Origin of the sequence: Arthrobacter globiformis (assembly GCF_046536215.2) — a bacterium.
Classification (GTDB): Bacteria; Actinomycetota; Actinomycetes; order Actinomycetales; family Micrococcaceae; genus Arthrobacter; species Arthrobacter globiformis_E.
Map to the genome: position 1 here is coordinate 1456600 of NZ_CM143421.1, position 13410 is coordinate 1470009.

A 13410-nucleotide genomic window follows, 5' to 3' on the forward strand; every position below is an offset into this window, starting at 1 on the left:
CGAACCTTAAACCGCTGCACTTTGGACAGCCGCACCCTAGACGGCGGCGCGCTGCTGCGGCGCCGCGACGTCGGCCAGGACGCGTCCCAGAACAGCTTCGGCCGTGGCCCCGGAGAACTCGGCCTCGGGGTCCATCACAAAACGGTGGGTCCAGACGACCGCGGCGAGGTCCTTGATGTCGTCCGGCAGGACGAAGTTGCGTCCCTGGCTCGCAGCCCAGACCTTGGCCGCCCGGACCATGGCGAGGGCACCGCGCACCGACACACCCAGGCGGGTCTCGGGAGCGTTGCGCGTTTCCTCGCAGAGCCGGGAGATGTACTCCAGCACCGCGGTGTCGACGTGCGTCGTGGCGGCGAGGTCCGCCATGTCGGCCACGGCCTGTGTGGTGATGACCGGCTGCAGGTCGCGGGAGCGGTCCTTGAGGTTGGTGCCGCCCAGGAGCTGGACGGTGGAGGCGTGGTCCGGGTACCCGATGGAGGTCTTGATCAGGAAGCGGTCCAGCTGCGCCTCGGGCAGCCGGTAGGTGCCGGCCTGCTCGATCGGGTTCTGGGTAGCCAGCACCATGAACGGGCGGCCGGCTTCGTAGGTGGTGCCGTCCACCGTGACGCGGGACTCCTCCATGACTTCCAGCAGCGCCGACTGCGTCTTGGGCGAGGCCCGGTTGATCTCGTCGGCGAGCACGATGTTGCTGAAGATCGGTCCCTTGTGGAATTCGAACCGCTGGGTCTTCTGGTCGTAGATAGTCACGCCGGTGACGTCCGAGGGCAGCAGGTCAGGCGTGAACTGGATGCGGCTGTTGGACCCCTGGACCGTGGCCGCGAGCGCCCGGGCCAGGGAGGTTTTGCCGGTGCCGGGGGCGTCTTCGAAGAGGACATGGCCTTCGGCGAGCATCGCGGTGAAGGTCAGGCGGATGACGTGGGCTTTGCCCAGGACGGCCTGGCCCACATTGGCGACGAGCTTCTCGAACGTCCCTGCAAACCAGTCGGCCTGCTCGCTAGTCATGGTCATGGTTGTTCCTCTTCTGTGTCATTCCAGGGATGTTCGTTGTCAGCAGGCTGTGGCCCGTCAAATTCAGCACCGCAGTCAGTTTCAGCACTGGCCCACGCCCGGGCCGCGGATGTCCACCGTCGTGCCCTTGACGTACCAACCCCTGTGTGGCCCGCCGTCCATCAGATACCAGCGGGTTCCGTTGTTGTAGATTTCGGACCAGCAGGTGGTGGGTATCCAGCCGTCGGAGTAGGACACCCAGTTGGCGTCGCTGCCGCCGCAGCTGCGCGTCGCGGCGTTGTACCGGTCAGGGACGCCGGGCTTGCCCGGGCAGCTGTTGTTGTCGGACGGCTTGACCCGAACCTCCGTCAGCGGAGGCGTCGGATCTGCGCCGCTGGTTGCGCTGTCGCTGCCGGCCTGTCCGTTGACCACGGTGAACGCCCTGACCCGCAACGTGTGGGTTTTGTTCCAGCCTCCCGCGGCGCGGTCGTACCGGTTGCTGAGTCCCACGCTGGTCCAGTTGCCGCCATCGAAGCTCACTTCGAACCGCTTGATGGCGCGCCCGTTGCTCGCCGGGTTGTTCCAGGTCCAGTGCACATCACCGTCGCCCTTGGCGGACTGTTGTCCAGTCACATTCGGCGCGTTCGGCGGCGCGTAGGGGTTGCCCGAGCCGATGGCTTTGCCATCGCCGGAGACGTTGTTCTTCGTGGAAAAGGCGATGATGTTGACGGTCACGTCCCGGCCGTTCGGCTGGCCTCCGATGGTCCCTCCGCCGGTGCTGATCGGGCCTGATCCGTACGCCGTGGACCAGCGGTAGCTGATTTCCGAGGCCTGGGACCCGTTGCGTTGTGCCTGCGTCAGGGGCTCGAATGTAACGTCCAGCTGTCCGTCCTTCCCGTTCGCCCGCACAGTTCCGCCGCTCACGGTCCCCGGCTTTCCGGCGGCCCGGACCGGTGCCGACTGGGCGCTGGTCCCGGACGTCCCGGCCTTGTTCGTGGCGGAAACCGTGAAGGTGTAGTCAGCCTCGGAGTTGTCCACCGTGACATTCAGCGACGTTCCGGACGCCACCTTCTGACTCTTGACCACAGATCCGCCCCGCAGCGTGGTCAGCGTGTACGCGGAGACGGCGTCGCCGTTGTTGTCCGGGGCGGTCCAGCTGACATTCAGCTGCGACTGGTTGCCAAAGGGACCGACGCTGGCCGCGCTGGGGGCGGCCGGCGTCGCGGGAACGCCGGCCGGTACCTCGGCCGCGGAGTAGGTGCTCCACTCCGAGGGTTCCTTGGCGTCGTTCCGGGCGAGGACGCGCACCTTGTAGGACACGCCGTTGGTGAGGCCCTTCCAGACGTAGCTAGTGGCGGTCAGGTTCTGGATCTGCGGGTTCTGGCCGCTGGGTGCCGGTGAGATTTCAAGGTCGTAGGACTTGACCGGCGAACCCTTGCTGGCCGGTGCCTTCCACGCAACGGAGAGCTGCTTGTCGCCGAACTTCAGCGACGGAGCCAGCGGCATCTCGGGTTTGACGTCGGGCCGGACCTCGGCCGAGGCCGGTGAACGGTCGGATTCGCCGAATTCGTTCGTCGCCGTCACCTGGAAGTGGTACTTGGTGTTGTTGACCAGGTTGTTCAGGGTGCACGAGTTGGCCGGGCAGTCCTGCTTGTAGCCGCCTTCGCCGTACACCGTGTACGTGGTGATCGGCGAACCCCGGTCCGCCGGCGCCGTCCAGTTCAGCAGCGCAGTCCGGTCGCCCACACTCTGCGCCTGGGGCGTGGTCGGGGCGAGAGGCTCGTCCTTGACCGTGAGGCGGATGCGGGCGGTGGCGTAGCGGGACGGATCCTCGGTCTTGTCTCCCACCGTGTAGGACACGATCAGGGTGCCGGAGAACCCGTCCGACGGCGTGACCATCACCGAGTCGCCGCTGATGGCAGCCGTGCCCTGGCCTGTTTCGGTGGCGACGCCGATGATCTTCAGCGGGGTGTCCGGGAACGGGTTGGCGTCGTTCGCCAGCACCTTGACGGTCACCGGCTTGCCGGCCGCGGCGTTTTCCTCTACGTCGTCGTTGGCGACAGGCTTGGCCCGGTTGGTTGCCGTAATGGCAAGCCGGAACGTGGCGGTGGATTCAAGGCCGCGCGGGTCTTTGGCCTTCACCTGAATGGCGCCGCCGTCGCCTGTCCGTGCGCCGTCCTTGGCAGATACTTTCAGGGTGGCGCCGTCGATGGCCACGTTGAAGCCCTGGGGCACCGCGCCGTCAACCTCGTACTTCATGTTGGCGGCGTCGTCCCCGTCCGGGTCCGTGGTCAGCTTCGCGAGGTCTGCCGAGGCGGAGTCTCCCAGCGGAACATCCACCGAGCCGCCGAGCAGCACGGGCGGGTTGTTGCGGTTGGGGTCGGGAAGCACCTTGGTGCGGATGCTCAGCGTGGACTTGAGTCCGGCGGCGTCGTCAGGTCCGGTGCCGTCCGTGACCTCGAAGGTGATGGACCCGGGGCCCACGTAGTCCCTGTCCGCCGTGTACTTGACGGCGGTGCCGTTGCCGGCCACCGGGTTGCCGCCGTCCGCACCGATGAGCTTGATCCGGTCGGCCTGGGTCAGCCGGGGCGTGCGGCCGTCCCGCACCTTGACCCACTCGGCGAGGTCGGCGGTCACGGACTGGCCGGCGACCACCTCGAGCACCTCGTCCTTGGCCAGGGTGGGAACCTGCTGGCCGAGGCCCGGCACCCAGATGATCGCCGTCGACCTCTGGCCGTCCACGTCCTCCACCGTGTAGGGCACCAGTTGCGGCTGCTCGGTCAGCTCGACGATCATGTTGCCGTCCGGCCCCGGGCGCGCGCTCTCGGCGCTGCTGCTGATCTTGAGGTTCTCGCCGACGCCGTCAGGGTCCTCGTCGTTCTTGAGGACGGGGACGTCGACGGCGGTCTTGCCGAGCGTCTGTGCGGAGGTCACCCGGTCATCCCGGGCGATTGGTGCCTGCAGCGGGACGTTGCTGTCCACCACCATCCGGATGGCTGCCTGCGCGGAGGCTCCTCGTTCGTCGGCCACGGTGTAGCGGACGTTGACGGTGCCCTCGGTGGCCGGTGCCTGCAGCAGGATGCGGCCGCTTTGCTTGCTGACCGTGGCCTTCAGCGCGGCATCAGCTTCGATGCCGTCGGTGAGGATCCGGATCAGGTCGCCGTCCGGGTCGGTGTCGTTGCCGGCCGCGTCGACGGCGATCTGCCGTCCGGGCCGGACCTTGACCTGGTCGTCCACGGGGGTGGGTTTTTGGTTGGTGTCGCTGCGGGGCGCGATGCCCACGGTGACGGTGCCGGTGTTCACGGCGCCCTGGCGGTCCACCACCTTGTAGCGGAACGTGTCGGTTCCCGCGCCGTTTCCGGCGGCGACGAAGTCGATGAAGTTGCTGCCCGCCGTCGCGGTGCCCATGCCGGGCGTGCTGTCGATGCCCGTCAGCTGGACGGAGTCGCCGTCGGGGTCCATGCCGTCCAGCGGCACGGGGATGCGCACCGTGCCGGCGGCCACCACCCGGGCTGTCAGGTTCTTGGGCTGCGGCCTGGAGTTCTCGGCGCCTTCCAATGGCAGGATGTGGATGGTGACGGCGGCGGCGCTCTTCTGGCCCTGTGGGTCCACGGCGTTGTAGATGGCGCGCACGGTCTTGGGCTGGCTGCCGGCGATGAACCGGAGGGTGTTTTCCGACACGAAGCTCTTGCCGTCCTCCGCCGGGACGGCCTGCGGCAGGACCGGGTCGACGGTCAGCTTTTCGCCCTGCGGGTGGGTGTCGTTGTCGAGGACCGGGATGGTCACGACGTCGTTGACGCGGACGTTGACCTCGTCGGGCTTGGGCTGCGGCGCCTCCACCACGGCGGGGGCGGGAACGGGCACCACCGAGACGCTTCCCGTGGCGGACGACTTGCCGTTGGACATCGTGTAGCGGAACAGGAAGGGGTCCTTGGTGCCGGCGATGTCGGTGATCCGCAGGACGCTGTGGTCGATCACGCTGACCGACGCCGTGGCGTTCTCCGGCACGGCGACGGACTGCAGGACCAGGACGCCCCCGGACGGGTCGGAGTCGTTGGCCAGCGGGTCCAGCAGCACGCTGCCGCCCACCGGCAGGAGCGCCACGTCGTGGACGGCGACGGGATTTCCGGTGTCCTTGCCGGATTCGACGTCCACCCGGATGAGGCCCTGGCTGCTTTGCGGCCCGTTGCTGGCAAGGTACGTCAGGTAGACCGGTCCCGGGGTGCGGCTGCGGAACGTGAAGGTGCCGCCGTCGGTGACCGGGCCCAGTTCTGCGGCTCCGCTGGCTTCCACCTGGGCGAGGCGCAAGGCGCCGCCGTTGGGATCGACGTCGTTCTTCAGCGGTGCGATGACCAGGTCCTGGCCGACCACGGCAGTGACGTGGTCGGCGTTGACCACGGGAGCGAGTGCCCCCGGCGGCTGGACGTTGACCACCACCTTGCCCGTGGTGGTGGCGCGGCCGTCCCAGACGGTCACGGTGACGCTCTTCTTGCCGGCCGACGCGCCGGAATCCTGGTAGGTGAGCAGGCCGTCGCGGCGGACCTTGACCTGGTCCTGTTCGTTGTCCGCCGTGGCCGACATCAGGACGAGGTCGTCGCCGTCGGGATCGGCCCAGTCGGTGAGGATGTTCTGGCTGACGGTCTTGCCCTGCTCCACCAGGAGCGTTGTGGGGTCCCCCCGTTTGAAGGCGGGGGGCCGGTTCTCATCCGGTCCGACGACGTTCAGGCTCACCTTGCCGCCGGCGGACAGGCCGCGGCCGTCCGCCGCGGTGTAGTCGAAGGTCTCGGTCCCCGGCCCGGCGTCGGCCGGCACCGTGATCTGGAAGGCGGACCCGCCATAGATGCTCTCAATGCTGCCGGCCTGCGGGCCTTCCGCACCGAGCGACGCGGTCAGCACGTCGCCGTCGGGGTCGGAATCGTTGTCGAGGACGCTCAGGACCGTGGTGCGCCCCGGCCGGACGCCGACGACGTCGGGCTTCGTTTCCGGGGGACGGTTCGGTTTGGTGCGGTCCGGCAGGACGTTGATGGTGTTGTCGTCTGCGGACTCCTCGTCGGGGTCGTCAGCCTGGTTCTTGGGCGGGACAACGTCATCCCAGTTGTTGACCAGCTGCATGTTCTGGTTGACCAGCCACACGTTGCCCGAGTTCACGTCGTTGAGGACCACGAGGTCCCGGTTGACGCGGAACACGTAGCTGGGCGACGCACTGGCCTTGGGCACGGCCAGGTTCTTGTTGTCCGCTACGTTCGCGCATTCGCGGACGTACTTGTTGGCCCCGGACCACGCCGCGTGGACGCAGCCGCCCAGCTGGACCGGCGCCGCTGGCACCCCCTGGCCGCCGAAGGTGACGGTCTTCGCGGCGGAGCCATTAAGCGGCTGCTTGAGGAGCGCCTTGCCGGTGGCCACGGCCACGGAGTCCGACGCCGGGCCCGACTGCTGGAGCTTCGCCTCCCGCGCGTCGGCCAGCGGCACCTCGCGCCCGCCGGGCAGGAACAGTTTCCCGGCGGCCGAATCCAAGGCCACAGGCTGGTCCCCCACGACCGAGAGCTGGAGGTCCCCGGCGCCCTTCAGGCCGTCCCACGTGCTGGACTCAGTATGGGTGGGTGCCCCGGCGGCATCCACCGTGGTCACGGTCACCTGCCCCGTCTTCGGGTCCGCGGAATAGATGCGGTCATCTGGGCCGACGGCGGACACAAGGCCCTGGGAACCCTTCACTGCGGGCTCGCTGGACTCCTCGTCGAAGGCGTTGACGGTCGACGGGGACATGGCCCACATCTTGCCGGCGGACGGGTCGGTGACCGAGATGACGTCGGCGCCGAAGCTCACCTGCGCGGTGCCGGGAAGCTTCTTGTCGCCGCCCAGCCTCATGTTGGCGGCGGACACCTGGTTCAGGGTGGAGCCGGATTCGTCGTCGACGAATACCTTGCCGGCGTTCTGAAGGACATCGAACGTTGTGCTGGCCGGGGTCACGGCACCGTCGAGGACGCGCGAGGGGTAGTTGAGCCGGCCCACGGCGTTGCGGGCCTTGCTGACCACCCAGACGCCGCCGTCGTTAAGGTCCACCTCGGTTGTCTTGAACCCCGGGTAGATCACGGCACCGGCCACCAGCGCCGCGGCGGCAGCGGAAAAGACGGTACCGGTGACGATCTTGTTGCGGCGTTTCCTCAGCCCCAGCTTGCCGAACAAAGTTGACACAGCGTTATTATTCCCCTGAAATCACAGCCGCCTGAGCGCGGCTTACGGGCCCCTGATGTTCATCACGGGCCGGTGACATTCCGCCACTCCCCCATAGAGACGCCGGAACAATTTTCGAGTCTCGACTATTACATGGGCGCTGGCGGCTTGTCCAAGAACAGCCCTTTGGCCGTCCGTTACCGGGTCAGCCTACCCGCGGAATCCCATCGGGGCGATGGGGAGGACTGCCCACGCCGGCTTGCCTGCCCGGATCCGCGCCGGGACCGCAAGTCCAACCGCCTCAGTCCACCACCAGGCCTTTGCCCCGCCCCCTCGCGAGGGTGACCGGCTGGATCTCGCCGAATCCCCGGACGTTCTCCACGTCCTGGGGAATGAGCACGAACCGCTCGTCCTGGTCCAGCGCCGCCGCCGTCATCGAGTCCACCAGCACGGTGCCCGGATCGGCAAGCGTGGTCAGCCGCGCGGCAAGGTTGACGGTGGGTCCGTAGATGTCGCCCAGGCGGGAAAGGATCCGCCCCCAGACCATGGCAACGCGCGCCTCGGGCAGGATCTCGTCCCGGGTGAAGGCCTCCGCCAGGGCAAGGGAGATTTCGGCGCCCGCTGCGGGTGTCTCGGCGATGTAGAGGACTTCGTCGCCCACGGTCTTCACCAGCCGGCCGCCGCCCACCGAGATGATCTCGGCGCATTTGTTCTCGAACCGCTGCACCAGCTTGGCGAGGGTCTTCTCGTTCATCCGGCGGGAAAGGCTTGTGTAGGACACCAGGTCGGCGAAGCCCACGGCACGGGCCAGGGGAAGCGGCGCGTCGTCCTCGTCACCCTCGCGGCCTTCCTCGCTGGCCTGCAGCCCGGCTTCAGCCCGGACGGCCAGCCGCTGCACGCCGGCGTTGAGCTGGCGCCGCCAGGAGTAGACCAGCATCTCTTCAAGGGGGTCCACCAGCGCGGGCAGCTCATGGACCAGGCGCTTGCGGGCCTGGGCATCCGTAAGACCCTGCTCATGGACCATGTCCTCAACCAGTGCCTCGATCTGCCACACCACCATGCGGTCCGTCATCTGCCCGATGGCACGCGTCACGGAGATGGCGGCCTCCTCGGTGAGCTTTCCGGCCCGGACCATGCCCACAGCCGTGGACAGGGCGGCCTGGTCGCGCTCCGTGAAGGCGACATCGTCGTCACCCCAGTTGGGGAAGCCAAGTGCACGCCACAGTTTGCGCGCCGAGAGCAGCGACAGGCCCACACCGCCTGCCACCTCGCGGCGGCGCAGCTTGCGTTCGCCGCCCAGAAGCCGTGCCTCGAGGGTCTTGGCTGCGATCCGTTCCGCGGACAGGGTGCCGGTGGGCGGATTTTCGACGACGGCGTCCGTCACCTCCCGGTGGCCGTTGTCCTGCGCGCCGGCCTGGTCTGCGCCAGTCCCGTACCTGCCGGTCTCCTGCGTGCCTGCCGCCTGCGTGCCTGCCTCGTGGCCGCCGCGCTGATCCTCATCGTTCATCTCTTCCACCTTCTCTCACATCCCGCGGAAACCGGGCGTCGGGCACATCCGGCGCCTGACCCAATCCAAATGGTTCTTCGTCCGGAAGCTCATCAAGGGCGTCCAGCAAGAACCGGTGGAAGGTGGCAACTTCCGGCACATCCTTCAGCACGGTGCCGAAATGGTGCCCGGCATCCAAGGATATATTCCCCGAACGCAACATCCGCTGGAGCATCGACTGGCTGATTGTGACATTACGCACTGAGACCAGGAAAACCTGCCGGTCCCTGCGGCGGAGCATGCCGTGGCGCGCCAGGACCCGTTGGCTGGTCAGGACGTACCGGGTGGACTGCCACCGCAGCAGCCGCGGCAGGCAGTATCCCAGCAGGATCCAGAGGCCGGCAAGCACGCAGCCCGCCACTGCCCACGACGTCCATTCCCCGGTGACGGCGGGGGCGAGCGCGGACAGGCCGCCGCGGATGATCCACGCGCTGGCAAATGCCACAAGGGCGGGCACCACAATGAAAACCACCGCCGGGATGAACAGCATCCTCGGCTGCGGGCGGGTCACCACAATGACCTGCTCGCCCGGGAGGAGTTCCTTACGCATAACCGCTTTCGCCGGACCCCTGTTTGTCGGAGCTGTGCTGGTCGAAGCTGTGCTTGCCGGAGCCGTGCGTGTCAGACCCGTGCTTGTCAGACCCGTGCTTTCCAGAGTCCTGCGGCGACCACGGGCGCAGGTGGACCACGTCGCCCGCCGTCACCACATGCTCGTGGGCGGAGGCATCCACCACCAGGAGGGAGCCCGAGTCATCAAGCCGGGACGCGTGGCCGATGATCTCGTGGTCGCCGGGAAGCTGGGCGCGGACCTGCTGGCCGAGGGTGACCATCGCCGTTTCGACGCGCTTGTGCAGCGAAGGCCCGCCGGCCAGGCCGGCGGTAGCGTCGCCGTCGGCGTTGCAGAAGCTGCGGTACAGCGTGCAAAAACGGGAGAGGTAGCTCTTCAGCAGCGCCGTGCGGTCCACCGTTCGGGCACCCTGCAGCTGGACGGACGTGGCAGTGGGCACCGGAAGTTCGTCCTCGGTGAGCGTGACGTTCAGCCCGGTGCCCAGGATGACGGGCGGCACCGACCCGTCGCCCATCGGGCCGAGCTGGGCGAGGATGCCGGCGATTTTCCCGCCCCGCACCAGGACGTCGTTCGGCCACTTCAGGTCAGCGGGAATTCCGGCTGTCTCATCGAGCGCGTCGCGCAGCGCGACCGCGGCCAGGAGGGACAGCCAGGAGTAGGTCTCGGTGGGCAGGGGCTGGCCGTCGGCATTGACCGGCCGAAGCACCAGGGAGACCAGGACGGAGCTGCGTGCCGGCGCTTCCCAGGCGCGGTCGAGGCGGCCGCGCGCGGCGGTCTGGTGCTCAGCCGTCAGGACTGCCAGGTCGGGCCAGGCCTTGGGATCCGCGGCCACGGCCCGCAGCAGGTCGGCGTTGGTGGACCCGGTCGTGTCCACCACCGCGAGCTGGGCGATGCCGGTGGCGGCGAGGAAGTTGGCGTCGGACAGGGCCTCCCGGTCCAGTGCCGGCCGCTCGGGCAGGCCCTTCGCTCCGGTCAGGTTCTCCTGCGGTCCACGGCTATCGTCAGGGCGTGCGGCATCCATAGTTGAATCCTAGCGACTCGCCAGGCCGCCCGGCCGGGAAAGCCCGTGGTCAGAAGCAGGCTCACAGGAAGATGCCAGCAAAACCATAAAGAGGCCGGCCCACGGGAAGAAGCCGGGCGCGAACGTACACTTGCGGCCCCAATTCCGGAGGGAAAGGGGCCACAAGTGTACGTTCGCGCTGTCACAGGAAGATGTCAGGGACGAGGTCCGCTTCCCCCGCCCCCAGGCTGTAGGGACGGAAATCGGTGACGCCGGCGGCGGCCAGAACCTGCTCGTCCGTGTAGAAGTTGCCTGTGCTGAAGGTCCCAGTGGTGCCCGCCAGGCTCGCAGCCCCCGTGAGCACGGCGTGGGCGGCGTCGGCCATGATCTCGGGTCCGCGGGCAGCCCGGACCATTGATTCGCCGCCTGCCATGTTCCGGATGGCGGCCGTGTCGATCAGCGTCCGCGGCCACAGCGAGTTGACGCAGATGCCGTCGTTCCTGAGCTCCTCTGCCAGGCCCAGCGTAGTCAGGCTCATGCCGTACTTGGCGAGGGTGTACGCCAGGTGCCGGCCCGCCCACCTCGGGTCAAGGTTGAGCGGCGGCGAGAGCGTGAGGATGTGGCCGCCGGATGACTTCCGCAGGGCGGGCAGCGCCAGCTTGGACAGCAGGAACGTACCGCGGACGTTGATGTCCTGCATGAGGTCGTAGCGCTTCATGTCCACGGCGTCCGTCGGCGAGAGGTCGATCGCGGAGGCATTGTTGACCACGACGTCGATTCCGCCAAAGCGGCCGACGGCGGCGTCCACGGCGCGGGCGACGTCGTCATCCTTCCGGACATCCCCCACCAGCGGCAGGGCACAGCCGCCAACGGCTTCCAACTGTTCGGCGGCGCTGTAGACGGTACCTTCGAGCCTGGCGTGCGGCTCTCCGGTCTTCGCGAGCAGCACCACGTTGGCGCCGTCGCGCGCTGCCCGCCGGGCGATCGCCAGGCCGATGCCGCGGCTTCCGCCGGACATCAGGATGGTCCGGCCGCGCAGGCTGCCGGCGGCCCGGTAGGGCGTGGCCGGAACGGGGTAAGCGTCGCTGCTCGAAGTCATAGGGACACTCTAGCCGCAATTTGTTACTCATGAGTAACATCGACAGTTCCGTCGGCGCCACGGACGAAAATTGTAGGAACCCTACAGCGGTCCCGGGAATTTGCGTCACTAGACTAGCCATCAGGGCTTTGGATTTGTACGGATGCTACTTAAACCGGCAACCAGGCCCCGCGTCACGCTGCCGCAGCAGAACAGCTACAGCACAACAGCTACAGAGCCGGAGACACTTCATGAGCCACGATCTGACCACGACGGCGGGAAAGATTGCCGATTTCCGCGACCGCCAGGCCCGTGCTGAACAGCCTTCCGGCCCTGAAGCCATCGAAAAGCAGCATGCACGCGGCAAGAACACCGCCCGCGAGCGCATCGACCTGCTCGTGGACGAGGGCTCCTTCGTGGAGTTCGACGCCCTGGCGGTCCACCGCTCCACCGCCTTCGGCATGGAGAAGAAGAAGCCGCTCGGCGACGGCGTCGTGTCCGGTTACGGCACCGTGGACGGCCGGCTCGTGGCCCTCTACAGCCAGGACTTCAGCGTCTACGGCGGCTCCCTGAGCCAGGTCAACGGCGAAAAGATCGTGAAGGTCCAGGAATTCGCCCTCCGCAACGGCTGCCCGGTGGTGGGCATCAACGACGGCGGCGGTGCCCGGATCCAGGAAGGCGTCGCCTCGCTGGCCATGTTCGCGGACATCTTCCGCAACAACGTCCACGCCTCCGGCGTCGTACCCCAGATCTCCCTCATCATGGGCCCGTGCGCCGGCGGCGCCGCCTACTCCCCCGCCCTGACCGACTACGTGGTCATGGTGGACAAGACTTCGCACATGTTCATCACCGGCCCGGACGTCATCAAGACCGTCACCGGCGAGGACGTGGACATGGAGACCCTCGGCGGCGCCCGGCAGCACAACGCCACCACCGGAACCTCCACCTACCTGGCCTCCGACGAAGCCGACGCCATCGAGTTCGTCCGGGAACTGCTCGACTTCCTGCCCTCCAACAACCTCTCCGAGGCGCCCGTGCTCGAGCACCAGCAGGAGCTGGAGCTCGACGAGGACGACCTCGCCCTCGACACGCTGATCCCGGATTCCGCGAACCAGCCCTACGACATGCGCAAGGTCATCGAGCAGATCGTCGATGACGCCCACTTCCTGGAGATGCAGTCGCTGTACGCTCCGAACGTGATCATCGGCTACGGCCGTGTTGAAGGCCACACCGTGGGGATCGTGGCCAACCAGCCGCTGCAGTTCGCCGGCACGCTGGACATCTCGGCCTCCGAAAAGGCGGCCCGCTTCGTCCGGCACTGCGACGCCTTCAACATCCCGATCATCACCCTCGTGGACGTTCCGGGCTTCCTGCCGGGCAAGGACCAGGAGTTCCAGGGCATCATCCGCCGTGGCGCCAAGCTCCTCTACGCCTACGCCGAAGCCACCGTTCCCAAGCTGACCGTGATCACCCGCAAGGCCTACGGCGGCGCCTACATCGTGATGGGCTCCAAGAAGCTAGGGGCTGACCTGAACCTCGCGTGGCCCACCGCCCAGATCGGCGTGATGGGCGCCCAGGGCGCCGTCAACATCCTCTACCGCCGCGACCTCGCCGCCGTGGCCGAGGCCGGGGGCGACGTCGAGGGCAAGCGTGCCGATGTCATCCGGCAGTACGAGGAGGAGCTGCTCAACCCGTACCAGGCCGCAGAGCTGGGCTACGTTGACGCCGTCATCGCGCCGTCGGACACGAGGCTGCAGATCATCAAGGGACTCCGGGCGCTGCGCGACAAGCGTGCCAGCCTGCCCACCAAGAAGCACGGAAACATCCCGCTGTGACCGCGCAGAACCCGGCGGCCGAGCCGGCCCAAACCCTGTTTTCCGTCACCAAGGGCGAACCGACGGCCGAGGAGCTGGCGGCGCTTACCGCCGTCGTACTTTCCCTGGGTTCCGCCTCGGCGGGCCGCCCGGAGAAGCCGAGCATCCGGCAGTGGATGCGGCGGCAGCAGCTGCGGCTGGAGCCGACGCCGGGTCCGGGCGCCTGGAAGCGCAGCCGGGGCTGAA

General features: G+C 67.9%; 8 protein-coding genes. 2 read left to right on the forward strand and 6 right to left on the reverse strand.

The window, feature by feature from the left end; genetic code table 11:
• Positions 1 to 36: 36 nt before the first annotated feature.
• The 6 genes from R5O87_RS06580 to R5O87_RS06605 form a co-directional block, all read right to left on the reverse strand.
• The gene (locus tag R5O87_RS06580; protein ID WP_354261880.1) at positions 37 to 1008 is read right to left on the reverse strand and encodes an AAA family ATPase; all 972 of its coding nucleotides are present in this window, start codon (positions 1006 to 1008) and stop codon (positions 37 to 39) included.
• An 81-nt stretch (positions 1009 to 1089) separates the two neighbouring features.
• Complete coding sequence (locus R5O87_RS06585; RefSeq protein WP_410555751.1) at positions 1090 to 7179, reverse strand: Ig-like domain-containing protein; 6090 nt, start codon at positions 7177 to 7179, stop codon at positions 1090 to 1092.
• Between the two features lie 280 nt (positions 7180 to 7459).
• Positions 7460 to 8665 carry an adenylate/guanylate cyclase domain-containing protein gene (locus R5O87_RS06590; RefSeq protein WP_410555752.1) on the reverse strand — a complete coding sequence of 402 codons (1206 nt, stop codon included), beginning with the start codon at positions 8663 to 8665 and terminating at the stop codon, positions 7460 to 7462.
• Positions 8655 to 9254 carry a PH domain-containing protein gene (locus tag R5O87_RS06595; RefSeq protein ID WP_410555753.1) on the reverse strand — a complete coding sequence of 200 codons (600 nt, stop codon included), beginning with the start codon at positions 9252 to 9254 and terminating at the stop codon, positions 8655 to 8657. The genes R5O87_RS06590 and R5O87_RS06595 overlap by 11 nt, the downstream gene beginning before the upstream one ends.
• Positions 9247 to 10293, reverse strand: a complete 1047-nt coding sequence (locus R5O87_RS06600) for a biotin--[acetyl-CoA-carboxylase] ligase (protein ID WP_410555754.1) — start codon at positions 10291 to 10293, stop codon at positions 9247 to 9249. Before R5O87_RS06600 ends, R5O87_RS06595 begins: the two co-directional genes overlap by 8 nt.
• Before the next feature lie 181 nt (positions 10294 to 10474).
• Positions 10475 to 11371 (reverse strand): SDR family oxidoreductase, encoded by an 897-nt coding sequence (locus R5O87_RS06605; protein WP_410555755.1) that lies wholly within the window; start codon positions 11369 to 11371, stop codon positions 10475 to 10477.
• A gap of 230 nt (positions 11372 to 11601) precedes the next feature.
• Here R5O87_RS06605 and R5O87_RS06610 point away from each other — a divergent pair, with 230 nt between their 5' ends.
• A complete protein-coding gene (locus tag R5O87_RS06610) occupies positions 11602 to 13185 on the forward strand; it encodes an acyl-CoA carboxylase subunit beta (RefSeq protein WP_410555756.1) in 1584 nt (527 codons plus the stop codon).
• A complete protein-coding gene (locus R5O87_RS06615) occupies positions 13182 to 13409 on the forward strand; it encodes an acyl-CoA carboxylase subunit epsilon (RefSeq protein WP_410555757.1) in 228 nt (75 codons plus the stop codon). Before R5O87_RS06610 ends, R5O87_RS06615 begins: the two co-directional genes overlap by 4 nt.
• Position 13410 lies beyond the last annotated feature (1 nt).